Origin of the sequence: Exiguobacterium sp. s157 (assembly GCF_018618205.1) — a bacterium.
Classification (GTDB): domain Bacteria; phylum Bacillota; class Bacilli; order Exiguobacteriales; family Exiguobacteriaceae; genus Exiguobacterium; species Exiguobacterium chiriqhucha.
In genome coordinates this window covers 361,046-382,628 of sequence record NZ_JACSLQ010000001.1, presented here as the reverse complement: position 1 = coordinate 382,628, position 21,583 = coordinate 361,046, and the positions used below count along the sequence as shown (strand labels likewise).

Annotated in this window: 21 protein-coding genes; 5 read left to right on the top strand and 16 right to left on the bottom strand. The window is 51.7% G+C overall.

Annotated elements, in window-relative coordinates:
• Window position 1: 1 nt before the first annotated feature.
• The 8 genes from KNP67_RS01990 to cyoE all read right to left on the bottom strand — a co-directional run bounded on the left by KNP67_RS01990 (window position 2) and on the right by cyoE (window position 7,045).
• Complete coding sequence (locus tag KNP67_RS01990) at window positions 2-616, bottom strand: SCO family protein (protein WP_021067023.1); 615 nt, start codon at window positions 614-616, stop codon at window positions 2-4.
• 20 nt (window positions 617-636) lie between these two features.
• Window positions 637-1,098: a DUF420 domain-containing protein gene (locus tag KNP67_RS01985; RefSeq protein WP_034777049.1), complete on the bottom strand. Its 462-nt coding sequence runs from the start codon at window positions 1,096-1,098 to the stop codon at window positions 637-639.
• A 23-nt stretch (window positions 1,099-1,121) separates the two neighbouring features.
• Window positions 1,122-2,045 carry a cytochrome c oxidase assembly protein gene (locus KNP67_RS01980; RefSeq protein ID WP_214755770.1) on the bottom strand — a complete coding sequence of 308 codons (924 nt, stop codon included), beginning with the start codon at window positions 2,043-2,045 and terminating at the stop codon, window positions 1,122-1,124.
• A 134-nt stretch (window positions 2,046-2,179) separates the two neighbouring features.
• Window positions 2,180-2,509, bottom strand: a complete 330-nt coding sequence (locus tag KNP67_RS01975) for a cytochrome C oxidase subunit IV family protein (protein WP_021067020.1) — start codon at window positions 2,507-2,509, stop codon at window positions 2,180-2,182.
• A 1-nt stretch (window position 2,510) separates the two neighbouring features.
• Window positions 2,511-3,137 carry a cytochrome (ubi)quinol oxidase subunit III gene (locus KNP67_RS01970; RefSeq protein ID WP_021067019.1) on the bottom strand — a complete coding sequence of 209 codons (627 nt, stop codon included), beginning with the start codon at window positions 3,135-3,137 and terminating at the stop codon, window positions 2,511-2,513.
• Window positions 3,138-4,976: a cytochrome c oxidase subunit I gene (gene ctaD / locus KNP67_RS01965; protein ID WP_214755943.1), complete on the bottom strand. Its 1,839-nt coding sequence runs from the start codon at window positions 4,974-4,976 to the stop codon at window positions 3,138-3,140.
• A gap of 68 nt (window positions 4,977-5,044) precedes the next feature.
• The gene (gene coxB / locus KNP67_RS01960; protein WP_260570837.1) at window positions 5,045-6,061 is read right to left on the bottom strand and encodes a cytochrome c oxidase subunit II; all 1,017 of its coding nucleotides are present in this window, start codon (window positions 6,059-6,061) and stop codon (window positions 5,045-5,047) included.
• Window positions 6,062-6,118: 57 nt separating this feature from the next.
• Entirely contained in the window at window positions 6,119-7,045 is a 927-nt protein-coding gene (gene cyoE / locus KNP67_RS01955; protein ID WP_214755769.1) for a heme o synthase, read from the bottom strand.
• Between the two features lie 331 nt (window positions 7,046-7,376).
• On the opposite strand from cyoE, the gene KNP67_RS01950 reads away from it, so the two are divergent.
• Window positions 7,377-8,279, top strand: a complete 903-nt coding sequence (locus KNP67_RS01950; RefSeq protein WP_058763310.1) for a COX15/CtaA family protein — start codon at window positions 7,377-7,379, stop codon at window positions 8,277-8,279.
• Between the two features lie 50 nt (window positions 8,280-8,329).
• Here the strand turns inward: KNP67_RS01950 and KNP67_RS01945 are convergent, their stop codons facing one another.
• The 4 genes from KNP67_RS01945 to KNP67_RS01930 all read right to left on the bottom strand — a co-directional run bounded on the left by KNP67_RS01945 (window position 8,330) and on the right by KNP67_RS01930 (window position 14,807).
• Window positions 8,330-9,685 carry a cryptochrome/photolyase family protein gene (locus KNP67_RS01945; RefSeq protein WP_214755768.1) on the bottom strand — a complete coding sequence of 452 codons (1,356 nt, stop codon included), beginning with the start codon at window positions 9,683-9,685 and terminating at the stop codon, window positions 8,330-8,332.
• A gap of 52 nt (window positions 9,686-9,737) precedes the next feature.
• Window positions 9,738-13,175 (bottom strand): pyruvate carboxylase, encoded by a 3,438-nt coding sequence (locus tag KNP67_RS01940; RefSeq protein ID WP_021067013.1) that lies wholly within the window; start codon window positions 13,173-13,175, stop codon window positions 9,738-9,740.
• Window positions 13,176-13,206: 31 nt separating this feature from the next.
• On the bottom strand, window positions 13,207-14,442 hold the full coding sequence (locus KNP67_RS01935; protein ID WP_021067012.1) for an FtsW/RodA/SpoVE family cell cycle protein: 1,236 nt from the start codon (window positions 14,440-14,442) through the stop codon (window positions 13,207-13,209).
• Window positions 14,443-14,528: 86 nt separating this feature from the next.
• Window positions 14,529-14,807, bottom strand: a complete 279-nt coding sequence (locus tag KNP67_RS01930; protein ID WP_021067011.1) for an Fpa/YlaN family protein — start codon at window positions 14,805-14,807, stop codon at window positions 14,529-14,531.
• Window positions 14,808-14,979: 172 nt separating this feature from the next.
• Between KNP67_RS01930 and KNP67_RS01925 the strand changes: the two genes are divergently transcribed.
• Together KNP67_RS01925 and KNP67_RS01920 are read left to right on the top strand one after the other, a co-directional pair.
• Entirely contained in the window at window positions 14,980-15,447 is a 468-nt protein-coding gene (locus tag KNP67_RS01925; protein ID WP_021067010.1) for a hypothetical protein, read from the top strand.
• 92 nt (window positions 15,448-15,539) lie between these two features.
• Window positions 15,540-16,751, top strand: a complete 1,212-nt coding sequence (locus KNP67_RS01920) for a multidrug efflux MFS transporter (RefSeq protein ID WP_051627736.1) — start codon at window positions 15,540-15,542, stop codon at window positions 16,749-16,751.
• 30 nt (window positions 16,752-16,781) lie between these two features.
• On the opposite strand, the gene KNP67_RS01915 is transcribed toward KNP67_RS01920, so the two are convergent.
• Together KNP67_RS01915 and KNP67_RS01910 are read right to left on the bottom strand one after the other, a co-directional pair.
• On the bottom strand, window positions 16,782-18,098 hold the full coding sequence (locus KNP67_RS01915) for a PhoH family protein (protein ID WP_021067008.1): 1,317 nt from the start codon (window positions 18,096-18,098) through the stop codon (window positions 16,782-16,784).
• 32 nt (window positions 18,099-18,130) lie between these two features.
• The gene (locus KNP67_RS01910) at window positions 18,131-18,580 is read right to left on the bottom strand and encodes a PNPOx family protein (RefSeq protein ID WP_021067007.1); all 450 of its coding nucleotides are present in this window, start codon (window positions 18,578-18,580) and stop codon (window positions 18,131-18,133) included.
• Window positions 18,581-18,692: 112 nt separating this feature from the next.
• Between KNP67_RS01910 and KNP67_RS01905 the strand changes: the two genes are divergently transcribed.
• Window positions 18,693-18,893 carry a YlaI family protein gene (locus tag KNP67_RS01905; protein ID WP_021067006.1) on the top strand — a complete coding sequence of 67 codons (201 nt, stop codon included), beginning with the start codon at window positions 18,693-18,695 and terminating at the stop codon, window positions 18,891-18,893.
• 41 nt (window positions 18,894-18,934) lie between these two features.
• Here the strand turns inward: KNP67_RS01905 and KNP67_RS01900 are convergent, their stop codons facing one another.
• Together KNP67_RS01900 and typA are read right to left on the bottom strand one after the other, a co-directional pair.
• Entirely contained in the window at window positions 18,935-19,279 is a 345-nt protein-coding gene (locus KNP67_RS01900) for a YlaH-like family protein (RefSeq protein ID WP_235045181.1), read from the bottom strand.
• A gap of 86 nt (window positions 19,280-19,365) precedes the next feature.
• A complete protein-coding gene (typA, locus tag KNP67_RS01895; RefSeq protein ID WP_021067004.1) occupies window positions 19,366-21,210 on the bottom strand; it encodes a translational GTPase TypA in 1,845 nt (614 codons plus the stop codon).
• 163 nt (window positions 21,211-21,373) lie between these two features.
• Here typA and KNP67_RS01890 point away from each other — a divergent pair, with 163 nt between their 5' ends.
• A complete protein-coding gene (locus tag KNP67_RS01890) occupies window positions 21,374-21,550 on the top strand; it encodes a hypothetical protein (protein WP_021067003.1) in 177 nt (58 codons plus the stop codon).
• Window positions 21,551-21,583 lie beyond the last annotated feature (33 nt).

Here is a 21,583-nt window from a genome sequence, read left to right as displayed (position 1 = left end):
TTCACTCCTTTTCTGCCGCGAGTACTAACACGTCCTCCATAATGGTTTCGATATCGACGGGTTTTTCTCCTGCCGTGGCCATTTGGGCGACCGCACGGACGTCGTGCTGACGGTCGATGATATACATCGTCGTCGCATGCGTGACGAGTCCGCTGTTCGCTTTCGAATAATAGAATTGAAGCTGACGCGTGATGCGGTCGATATCGGCCTGGTCACCGGTCAACATCTTCCAGCCCGTTGGTTCGGCTTGGAACGCCTCCCCGTAATTCTCTAGGACCGGCACCGTATCGACTTCAGGGTCGACAGTGATGGCGACGAGCTCGACGTCCGTCCCGTACAAGTCGTTCGCTTTCAACTCTTGCTCGAGCTTCATGAAGTCACGCAACGTGAGCGGGCAGATGTCCGGACAGTTCGTATAGAAGAACGTGACGATTTTGACTTTGCCATTGTCCGAATTGTACGACTGACCGTCGAGCGCATTCGTCAACGTGAACGGGGTCGGCTCTTGGATGACGGGCAGGTCCTCTTCTTTAAAGAATAAGAAGTACGAGGCCACACCGATCGCCACCAGAATGGCGACCGTCAAGCCGACCGTCATATAGCTGTTCCGTTTCATCCTCATCCCCCTCTCTCGATTCACCCACCGATAATGGCACGGAAGACGTTTGTCGTCTCACCCGGGTCATAGGCGACATAAAGGAGGACGTATACCGTCACGCCTGTAATCGCTGTGAAAAACCAGACGACTGAGGCTTTCGGTCCGATTTTACGGTGTTTCTCGACTTTATTTTTATAGCCGAGGTAAAGCGTGATCAATCCGAGGACCCCACCTGTCGTCGCGAGCAGGATATGGAAAATCATGAACGCCAAATAGTAAGGCTTCACTGAATCCGGTCCCCCGAAGGCGGTATTGCCGACGAAAATCGTCCGTGAGACGTAGAGAATGAAGAATGTCGTCGCGGCGATCGCGGCGGCCGTCATGACTTTCTTATGTTTGTCGACGTTGCGACGATCGCGCGCAATGATCGTCCATCCGATTGCGACTAAAATAGCACTGATGACAATGAATGTCACACTGATCAAGGCAAGATAGTTCATCGTAGTTTCCCCTTTGATTTAGTTCATTTTTTCTCTTTTGGTTCTTGCGGTGTGAACGACATGCCTTCGTCAAGCGCAAGCGATTTCGTCCGGCGCACCCAACCGAAGAACGTCCAGCCGAAGAAGAAACCGTATACGACTTCTTGACCGAGCTTCATCAATACCCCGCCGAAGCGTTGGTCTTCAAGAGCGCTGTTCGTTGCTCCCATGAGCGCATTCAAATCGAGACCTGACACATCGCCGTTCGGCATACAGTAGCCGAGCACCGTCGCGAACGTCTCGGCGTCCGTATAGGCGTCATAAAGAATTCCTTGGCTGAAGATGATGAGTGCACAGGCCGGTGTCAACAGCACGCCGTTCGCGATGATGTACACCATCCGCTTCAAATCCGACATCCCTTCCTCTTCTTCTGAGAGGAACGGTGCGATGACCGGATACCACATCGTCAAACTGAAGACGATGAGAGCGCCGTGGAAGATACGATGCACTTCATAGTTCGTCAAGACGTAGTCAAAGATGAATGGCATGTGATACAAGGTGAACAATGCATTGAACAAAACGAGGGCGATCAAAGGTTTTGACATAAATCTGAGCGTCGGCCCAATCACCTTATAGCCAAATAATTTCTCGAACACCCAATATGGCATCCCGTACACGACGAGCGCCGGTGCGAGCACATAGACGAGCACCATCTGCAACATGTGCACCGAGAAGATGATGTGTGCAAGGACATCGACCGGACTTCCGAAACCGATATAATACAATACAATGGCGGATAACATGCTGAACTTTTGTAGTAACGTGGTCGACTCGTACCCTCGCTTCGCCATTTTCTCTGTGACGACCGCATAGAGGACGTACAACCCTACCATCAACAATCCGAACCATGGACTCCAAAGTGTCATCCAATCGAACTGTTTGAGTAGCTCTGATGTATTCCAGAGCATCCCTTCACCCCTTTTCTTTCTCTCCCAAACCGATGAAACCGTTCACTTCAAGATTACTATTCCTTTATTTTTGAAGTAAAGCAAAAAGGACTGAATCATCTGTGTTTCCACAGATGTTCAATCCTTTGTCACATTTACCAAATGAGCAAGCGAAGTGCAGCGACTGTAATGATGGCGACAAAGATGCCAAGCCACATCATTCCGACGATCCACGTGTTGCCACGGTTGTTCATATGCATGAAGATATACAGCTGCAAGAACACTTGGATGATGGCGAGGATGATTAAGAAACCACCTGCTGCCCACACCGGCATGAGTTCAGCGTATACGGCGCCGAACGCGACGAATGTGAGCAAGATCATCATCGCGAAGCTGATCAACTGGAGTTGATACTCGCGGCGTGACTCGGCTTTTACTTCGAGCTCTAACTGTTTGTGTGATTCGTTGATTGGTTGTTTTTCCATGTTAGCTCACCATCCCTAAGAGGTAGACGATTGAGAAGATGAAAACCCAGACGACGTCGATAAAGTGCCAATATAGGCTCGACACGTAAAACTTCGGTGCGTTGTACACATCGATCGGACGGTTCCAGTTACGAATTAACAACGTCGTAATCCAAAGAAGACCGAACGTGACGTGCGCGCCGTGGAAACCGACGAGCGTGTAGAACGCAGATCCGAACGCGCTCGACGTGAACGTGTGACCGATATGGTAGTAGTGGATGAACTCGTAAATCTCAGCTCCAAGGAAACCTGCCCCGAGGAGAAGCGTGATCACCAACCAAAACTTCATGCGGCCTGGATTGTTCGCTTTCATGTTCATCATGGCGAGAACACTTGTGAGCGAACTTGTGAGGAGGAGCATCGTCATTAAGAAGACGAGCCCCATCTCAAAGATATTGTATGAACGAAGTTCCTCTGGCGCACCAGAGTTGAGTAGACCGACATACGTTCCGAAGAGCGAGGCGAAGAGAACGGTCTCTCCACCGAGGAAGAACCAGAAGGCTACATATTTATTTTTCCCTTCCAGCGTGGCTTTCTCTGGATTGGCCGGAATTCCGGTCACCGGGTGTTTTTCGACTGCATGTGCCATTTATTGGTCTCCTTTCTCACGAATCGCTTTCAAATCCGCTTCGATCTTCGATTTTGGAATGTAGAAGCCATGATCGTCAATCCATGAACGGAGGAACATCGACACGAATGTGATGAGCAATCCGATCACGATGAGTGACCAACCGACAACTGCGTTATCCATTTGGAAAATCGCTCCGAGTCCGGCGATGAACAAGCCGAGTGACATGAAGAACGGGATAATCGAGTTGTTCGGCATGTGGATGTCTGCTACTGGTTCAGCGACAGATACCCGTTTGTTGCCCGCCATCTTCTCGAGCCAGAACGTATCGAGACCTTTGACAAGCGGTGTTTGTGCAAAGTTGTATTCTGGAGTCGGTACAGGAAGCGTCCACTCCAACGTACGTCCATCTTCCCAATGGTCCGGCTTGACGCGTTGTTTCGACAAGAATGCTTTCACAACAGCGACGAGCAAGACAATCGTCGACACACCCATGAAGAAGGCACCGATTGTCGACAGCAAGTTCATCGTCTCAAACCCTTGGTTCGGAAGATATGTGAAGACGCGGCGTGGCATCCCGAACAATCCGAGGAAATGTTGCGGGAAGAACGTCAAGTGGAACCCGATGAAGAACAACCAGAACTGCCAGTAGCCAAGCTTCTCAGAGAGCGCTTTGCCGAACATGAGCGGGAACCAGTAGTAAAGTCCTGCAAATAGACCGTATACAACCCCACCTACGATAACGTAGTGGAAGTGAGCGACAACGAAGTAACTATCATGGTATTGATAGTCGGCCGGTGCGACCGAAAGCATGACCCCTGTCATCCCCCCGACGAGGAATGATGGAATAAATGCGACCGAGTAGAGCATCGCGACGTTGAACTTGATTTGTCCGCCCCATAGTGTGAACAACCAGTTGAAGATCTTGACCCCTGTCGGCACGGCAATGGCCATTGTTGCGACAGCGAAGATCGAGTTGGCGACCGGTCCAAGACCGACCGTGAACATGTGGTGGACCCAAACCATGAATCCGAGGAAACCGATGAGCATCGTTGCGAAGACCATCGTTGTGTAACCGAATAGGCGTTTACGAGCGAATGTCGGAATGATTTCCGAGAAAATACCGAACGCCGGTAAAATCAAGATATATACTTCCGGGTGTCCGAAGATCCAGAAGAGGTGTTCCCAGATGATGACGTTACCACCCATTGCCGGGTCGAAGTAAACGGCCCCGAACAAGCGCTCGAACATTAACATGAACAAGCCGACTGTGAGCGGTGGGAACGCGAAGACGATCAACGCCGAAGCGACGAACGTCGTCCACGTGAAGAGCGGCATCCGCATGAGTTTCATACCTGGAGCACGCATGTTCAAAATCGTGACGAGGAAGTTAATCCCGGCCATGAGTGAACCGAAACCTGAAATTTGAAGACCAAGGGCGTAGAAGTCGACCCCTGATGCTTCCGGTTGTGTCGAGAGCGGCGCGTACGCCGTCCAGCCTGCGTTCGGTGCAGCGCCGAAGAACCAGCTAAGGTTCAACATGACACCACCGAAGAAGAACAACCAGAATCCGAGTGAGTTAATGAACGGGAACGCGACATCGCGTGCCCCGATTTGAAGTGGTACGACGGCGTTCATGAATCCGAATAACATCGGCATGGCCGCTAGGAAGATCATCGTCGTCCCGTGCATCGTAATCAATTGGTTGAACGTTTCGCCGCTGACGAAGTCGTTCATCGGACGAACGAGTTGCCACCGAATAAGTAATGCTTCAATTCCACCGAGAAGGAGGAAGAAGATTCCTGAGAACAAATACAAAATACCGATTTTTTTGTGGTCAACCGTCGTAACCCAATCCATGATGCCATTGTATTTACGCGGTTGCTGCAATGCAGTGGTCTGTGCCACGTGAAATCCCCCTTTTCCCGTTAGTCAATCTTCTGATCGTACAAGAAGTCAACGAGTGCATCTAACTCTTCATCACTGATTTGGCCTTCACTGAAGCCAGGCATGAGCGCGCCTTCTTTCAATTCTTGTGGATCACGAATCCATTTTTTCAAGTCGTCCTCGTTGTTTTCGAGGTAACCGATCAACCATTCGCGATCACCAAAGTTTGTCAAGCTAGGCGCAACTTTCCCGCCCCCGTGACAGCTCAAGCAGCTCTCGACGTACACGGCCTCACCTGTCGTCAAGTTTTGGTTATCTGCAACAAGGTTTTCTGTGTTCGCGTCTTGCTGTGCTTTCATGTCTTCGAGCCATTGGTCGTAATCTTCTTGCTCGAGTGCGATGACTTTGAAGTCCATGAGCGCGTGTGACGGTCCGCAAAGCTCGGCACATTTCCCAAAGAACGTACCTGGTTCATTTGCATGCAACCACATTTCGTTATCAAGGCCTGGGTTCGTATCCGTTTTACCAGATAAAGCCGGTACCCAGAACGAGTGGATGACGTCTTTCGATGTCAAGTTGATGCCGACACGTTTGCCGACCGGGATGACAAGTTCTTGTCCCGTGACGACGCCTGCGTTCGGATATTCAAACTCCCACCAGTACAAGTTAGCCGTAACATTGATTTCTTCTTCTTTTTTCGCTTCTTTCGCTTTCGCGAGTTCGACAGTCGTCGTGATTGTCGGTACAGCGAGAATGATGAGCAAGATGATTGGTACGACTGTCCAAATCATCTCGAGCGTGCTGCTTCCTTCGACTTGCTTCGGAATCGAATCGTCTTTACGACGGAACTTCATGAGCACGTAAACGTAAATGATCGATACGATGACGAGTACGAAGAGCATAAGTACCAAACTGATGATAATGATCCGGAGCTGAATTTCAGCGCCTTCTCCCATCGGCTTCAATGCAGACAATCCCTCAACGCCGCACCCTGATAATAGCAGTGCGAACATCATCATCGGGACGATGCCAAACAGAAGCTTTTTAAATGATTTCACAACAATCCCCACTTTCTCCCAAAATGATGTGTAATGGTTTCTATATAGTGAGTGTGATTACGCTAGTGCTGCCGTCAAAATCAGCGCGACAATCCACACGACTAAATAAATTAATGAATAAAAGAACATTTTGTTTGCCCACTTGATTTCATCCTCGGCTTTAAAACCTTTCAACCCGAGATATAACCAGTAGCCCCCAAGACCGGCTGCAATGATTACGTAGACTAACCCGTAATGCATGAACAAGAGCGATGCTGGAATCAGCGTCGCAATCCACCAGATGATTTGACGCTTTGTAATCGCAAAGCCGTTGACGACCGGTAGCATCGGAATGCCGGCCGCTCGATACTCCTCGGTACGCCGCATGGCGAGCGCGAGGAAGTGTGGCGGTTGCCACAAGAACATGACGAGGAACATGAGCCACGCGTCGATATGAAGCGCGGGATCGATGGCTGCCCAACCGATGAGCGGCGGTACCGCTCCGGAGATGCTACCGACGACCGTGTTCAACGTGTGCGTCCGTTTAAGCCACATCGTATAAATGACGACATAAAAAAATGCCCCGATTAAACCGAAGACTGCTGCCACATACGAGACGATCAATAAGAGCAATGTCCCGATCGCAAGCTGCGTTAATCCAAGGAGCAAAATCCGTTCTCCCGAAATTTTACCGGTGACACTCGGCCGATTGTCTGTACGTCCCATCAAGTAATCGATATCACGGTCCACGAAGTTGTTTAGGTAACAACTCCCGGAGATGACGAGTGCGCTTCCTAACATCGTTAATAAGAGCTGCGGCCAAACCTCAAATAAATAAAAGACTGGCGTATCACTCTGATATGTTGCTGCTACAAAGAAACCGGCGAATACCAACAACAAGTTGGCGCGAACGATTCCCATTTTTGCCAGAGCAACATAGTCGCGGAATGAGGCGGATTCTGTATATTCTACTTCTGCCATTGTTCCTGGGTTGACTTTTGTCATACTGACCCCCCTACTAATCACGAAATCCACGTATTCTTTTCACAGAAAAAACACAATATGAACAAAGTTCACCTAACTCATAACAAAGATACCATATTTTCAAAAAGAATACGTCGTTTATGCTTGTAAAATAGCTAGTTTTTTGTGACAAACGTGTGATAATTGTCACAGTAAAAACGCCATGTTAATACTAGAATAACGATTTTGATAGCGATTGCAAGCTTTTCCGTTTCGTTTTTACGACGTAAAGCCGTATAATAAGTATGGCGAAAAAAATATAAACTTACAAGGCACAATTCTAGTGATTTTTCTCAAAAGCAGGTGGAAACGAATGCATAAAAAACTCGCACTATTTTCAGCGCTCGTCACGCTCGGGATGATGCTCGTCCTGATCATGGGTGGAACCGTGACAAAGACGGACTCCGGCGACGGGTGCGGAACGGATTGGCCGCTCTGCCACGGGAAACTGATCCCGACCAATCCGAGCGTCGAAACGATGATCGAGTACAGTCACCGTGTCGTCTCTGGCATCGAGGGACTGCTCATCATCGCCTTGACGATTTGGACGTTTGCGGTCGTCAAGAACCGGTATGATGTCAAAGTGTTCGCGTTCCTCGCGTTCATTTTCATGCTCATCCAATCGATTATCGGTGCCGGGGCCGTCATCTGGCAACAGTCGGACGCGATTCTCGCGCTCCACTTCGGTATCTCGCTCGTCTCGTTCGCATCGCTGCTCATCTTGACGATTCTCTTGTTCGAAGGGGAACGCGTGCATCGGGCCGTCTCCGAACGATTGAAGGTTCACCTTTACGGCTTGACGATTTATACGATGGTCGTCGTCTATACGGGCGCTTACGTCCGTCACCTCGGCGCGACGTACGCCTGTGTCGGCTGGCCGATTTGCGACCAGAACGTGTGGACGTTCGAGTCATACGTCCAAATGGGGCACCGCATCATGGCCGGACTGCTCGTCTTCTATACGTTATACGTCCTCTACTTGGCACGTCGGGAGACGAACCGACTCGTCGAGACCGGCATGTGGGCCTCGCTGTTCTTCATCCTGCTTCAAGTCGGCACGGGTGCGTGGATCGTCCTTGGGGGACACGCCACGTACGTCCCGCTTCTCCACGCCTTCTTGATTACCTGCTATTTCGGGATTATCTCGTACTTGGCATATCATGCGTATCGGAGTCAGAAACAGACGACCGAGGCCGCACGACAACAATCCATTTAATCACGTACACAAAAAGGAGCGACGGCATCGCTCCTTTTTTTGATGCCTATTTACTGCGCGTCCTTGAACCGCTCGAGTGCCCGGGCCCGCGCTTCCTTATGGTCGACGATTGGGTCGACGTATCCGTCCCGCTCGGTCAAGTCAGGGAAATGAATCGCTTTTTTGTCGAGATCGGCGAGTTCGGGCACGTACTTCCGGATGAACGTCCCGTCCCCATCGAACTTCTCGGACTGCGTCGTCGGATTGAAGATACGGAAGTACGGTACCGCATCCGTCCCGACCGAGGCCGCCCATTGCCAACCCCCGATATTCGAGGCTGCTTCATAGTCGATCAGCTTCTGTTCGAAATAGCGTTCCCCTTTCCGCCAGTCGATCATCAGATGCTTCGACAAGAACGAGGCGACAATCATGCGAAGCCGGTTATGCATCCAGCCCGTCTCGTTCAATTGCCGCATCGCCGCGTCGACGATCGGGTAGCCCGTCTTTCCGTCACACCACGCCTGGAAGTTCTCGTCATCGTTCTCCCAATCGAGATGCTTATACTTGTCGTTGAACGGACGGTCTTTCAGTCCCGGGAATTGGACCATGATCATATAGTAAAATTCGCGCCATAACAACTCATCGTAATACGTGTCGCGTCCGCTCGATTTCGGCGCCTTCAACACCGCTTCCGTCACGGTCCGGATGGAGAGCACCCCGGTCCGGAGATACGGAGACAGACGGCTCGTGCCGGCGATGGCCGGGATGTCGCGGTCTTCATCGTACGCATCGATTCGCTTCGCGACGAAGTCGCTCAAACGACGTTTCGCGGCCGCTTCGCCGAGCGCTTTCCACGAACGCTCACAGCGGTCGAACTGACGCTTCAATGCTGCCGGGACTTCATGCCCCGTCGTCAAATGACGCTTCAACGCATTCACGTCGACCTCATACGGCGCGGGCGGTGTCTCGGCATAGGCTGCTTTTTTAAATGGCGTATATACTTTATACGGCTCGCCGTCTTTTTTCGTGAACGCGTTCGGGGCGAACAAATGGCGATCGAGCAGGCGGATGACTTTGACCGCTTCCCCGAGCGCCTGGATGACGGCGTCGTCCCGCTGTTTGAACGGTTCGACATACTCGGCGTTGAAGTAGAGCACATCGAGCTCACCGAGCGCTTCGACGAACTGTTCGGCCGTGTCGGCCACGATGACTCGAAGTCCGAGCCCGCGTTCTTCCAACTCGTCCATGAACTGACGCATCGTCGCGAAAAAGTAATCGTGGCGCGTCTCGAACGGCTCGCAATAGTTAGGGTTGAGCCAAAAGACGAACTCCATCTCATCGTCGGAATCAGCGTCTTTCAAGGCCCGGTGTAACATATGATTATCTGTCAATCGAAAATCCGATCGAAACCAACATACTCGTCTCATCTCTCCCACTCCTATCTAAAAAAGAAGCATAGCGCGGCTATGCTTCTTTTCATTATACAAACTCAATCAATAAGTCGTCACTTTGGATTGTGTCGCCTTCTTTAATATGGACCGCTTTGACTTCTCCGTCTTGAGCGGCTTGGACCGTCGTCTCCATCTTCATCGCTTCCGTGACGAGGAGCTGTTCCCCGCGGTGGACACGGCTACCCGGTTCGACGAGCACTTTCAACACTGAACCTGGCATCGAAGCGCCGACTTGTTTCGGGTTCGCCCGGTCTACTTTCGGACGGCTCGTCGTCGCCGACTTCACGTTCACGTCTTTAATCTCGATTTCACGCGGGACGCCGTTCATCTCGTACGAGACGAGACGGATGCCGTCCTCGTTCGCCGCACTGATTTGAACGAGTTTAATGATGAGTGTCTTACCAGTCTCGATTTCAACTTGAATCGTCTCACCGACGTTCAATCCGTAGAAGAACGTCAACGTGTCAAGCACCGATACATCCCCGTACGTCGTCGAATGCGTGACATAGTCTTCAAACACTTTCGGATACAATGCGTTCGAGAGCAATTCGAAATCTGTTACCGGACGATCGAGTTTCTCGAACAGTTTCGACTGGGCCGCTTCAAAATCATACGGCTCAATCAACTTACCTGGACGTACGTCAAGCGGCTTCTCACCTTTAAGAATCGCTTGCTGGACATCGGTCGGGAACCCTCCTGGAGGCGTCCCGAGTTCGCCGCGCATCATCTCGACGACCGAATCCGGGAAGTCGAGTTGGTGACCGCGGTCAATCACATCTTGTTCGCTCAAGTTATGCTGGACCATGAATAGCGCCATGTCGCCGACGACTTTCGACGACGGTGTCACTTTGACGATATCCCCGAACAACATGTTGACACGGGCATACATCGACTTCACTTCGCTCCAACGGTCACCCAATCCGACCGCTTTCGCTTGTTGCTGCAAGTTCGAGTACTGTCCGCCCGGCATCTCGTGCTCATATACCGACGGGTTCGAAGCGCGCATGTCGCTCTCGAACGGCTCGTAGTTATGACGCACGTCTTGCCAGTAATCGCTGATGACCTCGTAATGCTTTGCATCGATTTTCGGTTGACGCGCGTGATGGTCAAGCGCATAAATCAAGCTGCCGCCTGAAGGCTGTGACGTCATCCCCGACATCGAGCTCGCAGCCACGTCGACGATATCGACGCCCGCATCTGTCGCCCGGGCGTAAGTGAAGATCCCGTTGCCCGACGCGTCGTGCGTATGCAAGTGGATCGGCAAGTCGACGGCATCTTTCAATGCCGAGACGAGCGCGTACGCCGATTCCGGTTTGAGCAGGCCGGCCATGTCCTTGATGGCAAGGATGTGAGCCCCGCTCGCTTCAAGTTTCTTCGCCAAGTCGACGTAATACGGCAAGTGGTATTTCGGACGGCTACCGTCATACAAGTCACCCGTATAACAAACCGCTGCCTCGGCGACTTTGCCGGTCGGTAACGTCGCGTCAATCGCGAGTTGAATCGACTCGAGGTTGTTCAAACTGTCAAAGATCCGGAACACGTCGACGCCGGCATAGGCCGCTTCGTGGACGAATTTCTCGATGACGTTGTCGGCATAGTTCTTATACCCGACGGCGTTGGCACCGCGGAGCAACATTTGAATCAACACGTTCGGCATCTTCTCACGGAGACGCATGAGGCGTACCCAAGGGTCTTCTGAGAGGAAGCGATAGGCGACGTCGAACGTGGCCCCGCCCCATGCCTCGACTGAGAACAGCTCCGGCATGAGCTTGCTCGTCGGTTCGGCGATATTGATGATGTCTTGCGTCCGCATCCGTGTCGCGAGCAGAGACTGGTGCGCGTCGCGCATCGTCGTATCCGTCAATAACAGTTCGGGCTGGCGCTTAATCCAGTCGGCGAGGCCATCCGGACCAAGTTCCGTCAAAATCTGTTTCGTGCCCGGTTTGGCTTCAGCCGGCAGGTCTTGCGGAATCCGGACCGAGCGGCTGATCGGCTTGTCTTTCAAACCGACGCCCGGGAATCCGTTCACCGTGACATCGCCGATATAGTTGAGCAATTTCGTCCCGCGGTCTTTCCGTTTCGGGAAGACGAACAGTTCCGGCGTCTCATCGATGAACGACGTGTTATAGTCGCCGCTGATGAAGTTCTGATGCTTCATCACGTTGATTAAGAACGGGATGTTCGTCTTGATGCCACGAATCCGGAACTCGTTCAAGTTACGGACCATCTTCGAAGCGGCCTGTTCGAACGTCATGCCATGTGTCGACAGCTTCACGAGGAGCGAATCGTAATATGGTGAAATCTCGGCACCGACGTAGGCGTTCCCACCGTCAAGTCGGACGCCGAAGCCGCCCGGAGAACGGTAGGCCATGATTTTACCGGTATCCGGCATGAAGTTGTTGGCCGGGTCTTCCGACGTGACACGCGATTGGATCGCGTAACCGAGCAATTTGATATCTTCTTGTTTCGGCATGTGGATGACGTCGCCGTGGAGCGACTCACCTTGTGCGATCATGAGTTGCGTCTGGACGATATCGAATCCGGTCACCATCTCGGTGATCGTATGCTCGACTTGAATACGTGGGTTGACTTCGATGAAGTAGAACGACTCGTCTTCCGTGACGAGGAATTCGACCGTACCGGCATTGATGTAGCCGACGTGGCGCATCAGTTTCACGGCTGCGTCACAGATGGCTTGACGCGACGCATCCGATAACGTCACACAAGGTGCGACTTCGACGACTTTTTGGTGACGGCGCTGGACCGAGCAGTCGCGTTCGAACAAGTGAATGATGTTCCCGTGGTCATCCCCGAGGATTTGGACCTCGATGTGTTTCGGGCGTTCCACTAGTTTTTCTATGTACACTTCGTCTGAACCGAACGCTTGCTTCGCTTCTGACTTGGCACGTTCAATCAAATCTTTCATCTCGGCTTCCGTACGGATGACGCGCATCCCTCGGCCGCCTCCGCCCATCGCGGCTTTGACCATGAGCGGGAAGCCGTGCTCGTTCGCAAAGTCTAAAGCGTCCTCATAAGACGTGAGTGGTCCGTTCGAACCTGGAATGACCGGGAGTCCGGCTGCGATCGCACTTTGACGGGCCCGAACTTTATCTCCGAACGCATGAAGGTGCGATTCGTTAGGACCAACGAAGATGATGCCTTCTTCACGGCAACGACGTGCGAGTTCGATATTCTCAGACAAGAATCCGTAACCTGGATGAATCGCGTCAGCCCCCGACTGTTTCGCGATGCGGATCACGTCCTCGATATCGAGATAGGCGTCAATCGGTTTTTTATCGAGACCAATCAAATAAGCTTCATCCGCTTTAAAGCGGTGTAACGAGCCGCTGTCTTCTTGAGAATAGACGGCGACCGTGCGCATCCCTAATTCAGTGGCGGCACGGAACACGCGAATGGCGATTTCACCACGGTTGGCTACGAGTAATTTGCTAATTGATTTCAACATAAATCCCCCCATATAAGTAGTTCAATCCTTTTTACCTTACAACATGCAATGATGAACTTTGAACGTTTTCTGCGGATTTCTCCCGAATTTCTGCCCGTTTCGTTGCTTCCCGGTGCCGATTTCGCATCGAGATGCTACTGAGCACACCGAGAATCCCCATCGTCATGATGAGTGACGTCCCGCCGTAACTGACGAGCGGGAGCGTGACACCTGTACCCGGGAACCAACCGGACATGGCACCGATATTGATTCCGGTCTGGACCATGATTTGAGCGGCGATGCCGAACGAGACGAACATCGCGAAATGACTATCGCTATGGTTGGCGATATTGACGGCCCGGAAAGCGATGAAGAACAGCAAGGCGAGGACGACGACGACCCCGATAAAGCCGAGCTCTTCAGCGATGATGGACATGATATAGTCCGTCTCCGGTTCCGGCAAGTACCCATACTTCTGATAACTGTTCCCGAGACCGACGCCGGTCAAGCCCCCATGGACGATCGAGATGATCGACATGAGCAATTGGTGCCCGTAGCCTTCAGGGTCCATGAATGGATTGAAAACGACTTCGATCCGGCTGCGCTGGTTCTCCGAGAAGATTGTCGTGAACATCAGATAGACAAGTCCAAACCCGGCGAGCACAGCAGGCACGATGATCCGAAGCGGCGCCCCGACGGCAAGCCACATGAGGAACATGATGGCCCCGAGGACGAACAAGCCCCCCATATCCGGCTGTCCGTTGATGGCGATGGCGTATGGGAAAAAGAAGTAGATGACCGGTATCATGAAGAAGGCACCAAACTGAGCCCGGATTCCTTTTTTAGTGATAGCGGCTCGCCCTAGTCGACCAGGCAACCCTTTCAGCTCCCCATTCCACAACTGGTGATAATAGTTGGCGAGCAGTAGAATCAACACGAATTTGGCGATCTCGACCGGTTGAATCGTAAAGCTGCCGATGATGAGCCAGGCCCGCGCACCGTTGAGCGGTGGCATCGCCCACGTGATGAACAACAGTACGACCGATACGAAATAGAGGCCGTACAAAATATTAGGTTTTCTAAAGTTCTCATAGCGGAACATCGTCGCAATGAAGTAGACGACAATCCCGATTCCTGCGTAGACGAGTTGGCGATAGAACAAGCCGCTGTTCGCGTAATCGCCGCGATTCCACACGCTCGCACTATAAATCATGATCGAACTGATTCCGACGAGCATGAGCACTGCAATGAACAACGAGAAATCAAAATACCGAAACCGAGTTTTCATGTTTTCACTTCCTTATGTACAACAATCACTGACCCATTATAAAAAAATACTCAAACAGCGCCGCTTGCACAGTTTGAGTATAAGGTTCATAAATCTGAAGCTTCCGCGAGGGCGGACAGCTTTTGTTCCAATGAATCGAGCAGTCCTTTACCTTCAATGTCTGAAATGAGTCCAAGACGGACCGCAAAATCAATTTGGCGTGATAGACCGAACATATGTGTATCAAGCACCTCTTCATAAAGCGGGCACTTCGGCATTTTTAGGTTTTCTAACTGCACTTCAATCAAACAACGGATTTTTTCTGCGTCTGCCTCTAATAGTTGAAGCGCTTGCTCCCGTTGGACTGCAGCCAAATTTGTCGCCACTACGACCCCTCCTCCGTACAATGACAGACTGTTTGTCATAACTCAACTGTACATTATATTTCATCATAATTCAATGAACAGTCTGGATTCGCGGCGAGTTTCTCGCAGTTTCCCTTTTTCTGAGAAAGAGCTGTATAATGTACAGTGTATTGTGAATAAAGGGGGCGTATCCATGATTTTTCCACTAGACGGAGCGGTTCGTCACGCGCTGACGATCGACCCGACCGTATGGATTTTTGATGACCGCAAGCGAAACGTCGAGGATCTCGACCGCGCGGTAGAAAGTGACAACGACGCATACTATGCCAAGATGGGGAAGGCATGGGATGACGGCTTGACGCAAGGGTCACGCGTCGACCATAACAAACCGATGTCTCGGGCTGATAAGGATGCGGCGCTGCGCGACTCGTTCGCGATGCCGTTCGCGCCATTCCTTCAAAATGCCGAACCGATCGCCACGGCGACGCACGTCAGTTTTTATGGGGAGACGGTGCTCACGTTGCCAATCGACGAGGCCAGAAGCGTTTACTTACAGTTCTCTCGAGACGGAAAAGTACTCGCGGACGGTCCGGTGTACGTCTTGCACAATCAACAAGTATGGCGCGGTGTCCATCACATCGCCGTGCGAACAGAGGCATGATAGAGAAGGCACAGCGCCTTCTCTTTTTTTAGACTTTTTACTTCATAAAGTGTAACATATAGGGTATCGAAAAACTTCAATCTCGAAAGGTCGTGACGCTTACGTACCCTTTATGGAAGAAAAACTTAATCATCGTCTGGATCGGTAGCTTTTTGACGGCGGCCTCGATGAGTCTAGTCCTACCGTTCCTCCCCTTGTTCATCGAAGAACTCGGGGTCACCGATTCCGACCAAGTCGTTACGTGGTCCGCGGTCGCATTCGGCGCCACTTTCCTCGTGGCTGCCATCGTCTCCCCGCTGTGGGGACGGCTCGCCGACCAAAAAGGCCGCAAATTGATGCTCATCCGCGCTAGTCTCGGTATGGCCGTCGTCATGACGCTCATCAGTTTCGTCCAAGACGTGTATCAGCTCGTCGGTTTACGGCTCTTAATGGGTGCCGTATCCGGATTTATCTCGGCGGGGATCACCCTCGTCGCTTCACAAACGCCTAAAGAGAAAAGTGGCTGGGCGCTCGGCACACTGTCGACCGGTGGCATCACCGGCGGACTCCTCGGTCCCTTGATTGGAGGACTCCTCGCAGACTTGATTGGGCTTCGACCCGTTTTTCTCTTGACCGGCAGTGCCTTATTCATCACGTTCCTCATCACACTCGTGTTCGTCAAAGAGGACTTTGTGCCGGTGGCGCGCGAGCGGCTTGATTCGACGCGATCGATGATCGCCTCGCTCCGTAACCCGCAACTCATATTTAGTCTGTTTCTGACGACGTTCTTAATCACGTTCTCGGCCCAATCGATTGGCCCGCTGTTGACGCTGTATGTCCGGGAATTGAACCCGTATACGACGTCGCTCGCCTTTATCGCAGGGATCGTCGCCTCAGCTCCTGGTGTGGCCGCCCTCATTTCCGCACAACGTCTCGGTCGGCTCTCCGACCGCTACGGGGCCGAACGCATCCTGTTCTGGGCGCTCATCGTCTATAGCGCCTTCTTGATTCCACAGGCATTCGTGACGTCGACGACACAACTCGTCATCATGCGATTCGGCCTCGGCTTCGCCACGGCGGCACTCATGCCGTCGGTACAGTCGTTACTCCGCCAACATACGCCGAGCCGGGCGACCGGCCGCATCTTCTCTTATAACCAATCGGCCCAGTTCATGGGCAACTTGCTCGGACCGTTGTTCGGTTCGCAAGTCGTCGCCCACTTCGGATTCTCGGCACTGTTTATCGTGACCGGTCTGATTATGCTGATGAACGCCTTCCTGGAAAAATCGAACGTGCAAGTGGCACTCCATCCAAATACGAAATAAACGCCGAGCGGCCGCTCGGCGTTTATTTCGTTATAGTAAATCGGCGGCCAACCGGGCGAGCGACGAGCGCTCCCCTTTGATGAGTTGGACGTGTCCGAATACGTTTTGACCTTTGAAGCGTTCGACGGCGTACGTGAGACCGTTCGAATACTCGTCCAAATACGGATGGTCGATTTGATACGGGTCCCCGACGAGGACGATTTTCGAGTTCTCGCCGACTCGGGTCAGAATCGTCTTAATCTCATGTTTCGTCAAGTTTTGGGCCTCGTCGATGATAATGAACTGATCCGGCATGCTGCGGCCACGGATATACGTGAGCGCCTCGAGCTGAATCGATTTGATGCCGGCCAAGATGTTCCCGAGTTCGTCTTTCGAGTTGGCGTTGAACAAGAACTCCAAGTTATCATAAATCGGCTGCATCCATGGCCGGAGCTTCTCTTCCATCTCACCGGGCAAATAACCGATATCGTTCCCCATCGGGACGACCGGTCGGGCCACGACGAGCTTGTTGAAGCGACGTTCGTCTTCGACGAGCGACAGGCCTGCCGCGAGCGCGAGCAACGTCTTCCCGGTACCGGCCTTCCCGAGCAATGTCACGAACGGAATATCGTCCCGCAACAACAAGTCGAGCGCCATCCGTTGCTGGACGTTACGAGGATGGATGCCCCACACGTGTTCGACGTCTAGCGAGAGCGGACGGAGGATCGGTTGCAACCCATCGACGACCGCGAGTGCGCTCGCTTTCGAGACGTTACTCTTTAAGACGACGAATGAGTTCGGATATAGCTGATTTTTTGAAACGGCTTCTAGCGGAAGCTGTCGGACTTTATAAAATTCATCGATGATGGCTTGATCGACTTCGATTTCACGATAGCCGGCGTATAAATTCGTCGTATCGACGATATGGTCGGTCAAGTAATCCTCGGCTTCAATGCCGATGGCGTCCGCTTTGACACGGACGAGTATATCTTTCGAGACGACCACGACTTTACGGGTCCGGTCGTGCTCGTATTGTTTCATCAGTCCAAGTGCCACGGTCAGGATACGATTGTCGTTCGTCATGACGTCGAAGGGGAAATCGACAGTATGCTCGTGACCGATCTCGACGAACAATCGTCCGCCGTTCTCGAGCGGGACCCCGTCGTGCAGTTTACCGGTCGTCCGCAATTGATCGAGCACGCGCGCCGTTTCTCGGGCGTTGCGGCCGACTTCATCCATATTACGTTTTTTACCGTCAAGCTCTTCTAAAACGATGGCGGGAATGACGACATCGTGCTCATCGAATTGGAACAAGGATAGTGGGTCGTGTAAGAGTACGTTCGTATCGAGCACATACGTTTTTTTCATAGACTTTGCCGCCCCTCGAAAATTGTTGGTGATCAAGAATTCAAACTCTCCTTGACTTCACGGTCCAACTTTTCTGCTGCTTCGACATCGTACGTCTTGACGATGTCCGGTTGTCCATAGGTTGCCCCGTAAAAGGAAATGTTACGGACCTCTTCGACTTTCCCTTCAAAAAAGCGAAGGTGTAACGCCGGCTTCACGCTCGGCTCGAATTCGTGTACGTGTGACAGGGCGATACTGTAGGCAAGTCCCCCTTCAAGAAAGATGAGACTCGCTGTCTTCTCATACGAGAGCAACGTGATCACATGCGAATTCTTCGTCAACGCCAAGCGAATCGTCCTCTCGTTCGGCGCTTGCACCCAGCTGATCGCATGGGTGATCGGCCACCGTTTCGGCTCATCAAACGTGACTAAGAACGTCAACGGCATCTCGTTCAATACGTCTTGTTGCGCCCTCGAAAGTTCGAACGCAGCTTTACTCGCCATAGACTCCCCTCCTCCCGAACGGGTATACGAAATGGATTCGCCCTTACAAACCTCTTTCCCTGCTTTTCTCTCCTGAAATCATGCTATAATCAACGAAGAGGAAGGTGAGACCATGCGCGTAAAGTGCTCTCTTTGTGACAAAATCGATACGATTGATTCGTGGTCGTTCGAAGCGAAACGACTTCGTAATAAACCTGCTAAAACGTATATGTGCCAGACGTGTCAAGAACGCATCACCGCGCGAACAGCGGAGCGTGCCGCGACCGGCCAATTCCACCTATATCCATCGTTCCGCCAAAAACGGAGATGGTAAGCAAAAATGGACGTTTCGCCCGAGGGCGAAGCGTCCATTTTTTAATGTGATTCGATGCCTTGTCGACGGTTCCACCAAAGGCGGCCCCGGTAGATTGCCAAGACGACAGCCATGACAAGGAGAACTTCTGGAATCGGCCATGTGAAGAAGACGAGCGCCATCGTGCCTGCCCCGAGTGCGAGCAGCATATAGACGACGAGTGATTTCCACCACGTCAATTGTTTCGCAAAACCTAATTTAAACACAAGGATCGTTAATAAGATGACCGTGATGATTAACGCGTTGAACCCGACCGAGAAGTCGTTCGCGTCACTGCCGACACCAAGTAGCGAGGCAATCCACGGCACATCAATTTGTGTGATGTCCATCGTTTGAGAAGCTTTCAAGCTGATAATCCCCCTTTATTTCCTACACAACCATTCTACACTATCCAAAACAAAAGGGAACGCCTAGGCGCTCCCTTTTTTAAGACTTATTCTTTACCAAGTTTACGACGCTTGTCAGCTTTCTCGCGTTCGTTCTTATTCAAGACTTTTTTACGGAGACGGATTGACTCCGGCGTGATTTCACAGTACTCATCATCGTTCAAGAACGTGAGCGATTCTTCGAGTGAGAAGACGCGTGGACGTTTCAAGACTTGTGTCGAGTCTTTTGCTGAAGCACGCATGTTCGTCAACTGTTTCCCTTTGACGGCGTTGATTGCGAGGTCGACGTCACGGTTACATTCACCGATAATCATTCCCTCGTATACTTCTACACCTGGCTCGATGAAGATCGTTCCACGGTCTTCAAGGGCACCGATCGAGTAAGCCGTCGACTTACCAGGTTCGATACAAACCATGACACCACTGCGGCGTCCGCCGATGTCAGCAGCGATGAACGGGCGGTACTCTTCGAACGTGTGGTTCAAGATTCCGTATCCGCGTGTCGCTGACAAGAACTCGTTACGATAGCCGATGAGACCACGTGAAGGAACGATGAATTCCATACGTGTTTGACCGTTGTCGTTCGTGTTCATGTTGGCAAGTTCACCTTTACGGAGACCGATTGATTCCATGACTGAACCTGTGTACTCTTCTGGCACGTCAACGATGACGCGTTCGAACGGCTCAATTTTCGTACCATCTTCGTCTTCACGAATGATAACTTGTGGTTTCGAAACTTGAAGTTCGTAGCCTTCACGACGCATGTTCTCGATCAAGATCCCGAGGTGAAGCTCACCGCGGCCTGAAACGACCCATTGGTCAGGTGAATCAGTGTTCTCGACACGGAGTGAAACGTCCGTCTCGAGTTGTTTCATCAAACGCTCTTCGATTTTACGTGCCGTCACGAAATCGCCTTCGCGTCCTGCGAACGGTGAGTTGTTTGTCATGAAACGCATTTGAAGCGTCGGCTCATCGATGCGGAGAAGCGGAAGTGGCTCTTCTTTACCGACTGGCGTGACCGTCTCACCGACGTTGATGTCTTCCATCCCAGCGATGGCAATCAAGTCACCAGCTTTGGCTTCTTCGATTTCAACACGTTTGAGGCCGAAGTAACCGAACAATTTAGTGACGCGCAATTGTTTGATTGATCCGTCTGTTTTGCAAAGTGACACTGATTCGCCGACTTTGATTTTCCCACGGAAGACGCGACCGACACCAATTCGGCCGAGGTAGTTGTCGTAGTCGAGCATCGTGACTTGGAACTGAAGCGGCTCATCCGAGTTATCGATTGGTGCCGGTGTGTTCTCAAGAATCGTGTCGAGCACGTACGTGATTGTATCTTCTTGCTTCTCTGGATCAGGATCGAACGAACTTGAACCGCTGACAGCAGACGTATAGACGACAGGGAATTCAAGTTGATCTTCATCTGCTCCAAGGTCGATCAACAAGTCGACAACTTCGTCGACGACGTCGAGTGGGCGTACCATCGGCTTGTCGATTTTGTTAACGACAACGATTGGACGGAGACCTTGGTCGAGTGCTTTTTTCAATACGAAACGCGTTTGCGGCATGCAGCCTTCACGTGCATCGACAACGAGGATAACGCCGTCAACCATACGCATGATACGCTCTACTTCACCACCGAAATCGGCGTGACCTGGTGTATCAACAATGTTGATGCGTGTATCTTTATAATCGATTGCCGTGTTTTTCGCGAGAATCGTGATTCCGCGTTCACGTTCGATGTCGTTCGAGTCCATGGCGCGTTCTGCGACCATTTCGTTTGTCCGGAATGTACCAGACTGTTTCAATAATTCATCGACGAGCGTTGTTTTACCGTGGTCAACGTGGGCGATGATGGCTACGTTCCGAAGGTTAGTTCTTACATTCATGTAGTTAGTCCTCTCTTATTTAAAAAAGTTTCATCTTTTATTCAACTTTAAGAGTATAGCACACGTCCCACCACCTTTGTCGAGTGTTATCAACTGTTAACGTTTTCAAACGCATCATTTTTGACTACAATGAAGAAGACTAGCGAAAGAAGGGGGAATCTCCATGCAACTCATGTTCGTTTTAATCGCGACCGCGGTCGTCGCCGGCTTCGTCGGTATCGGCATCGGTGTCGCTGAAGGAAGTGCCGCCATCATCATCGGCAGTCTCGCCTTGAGCGGCATCGCCACATTTTTTGGAATCAACTTGCGCCGCCGGGTCCTCTCGAACCGACGTCCATAACACAAGGCCCGGGCAAAACGCCCGGGCCTTCTT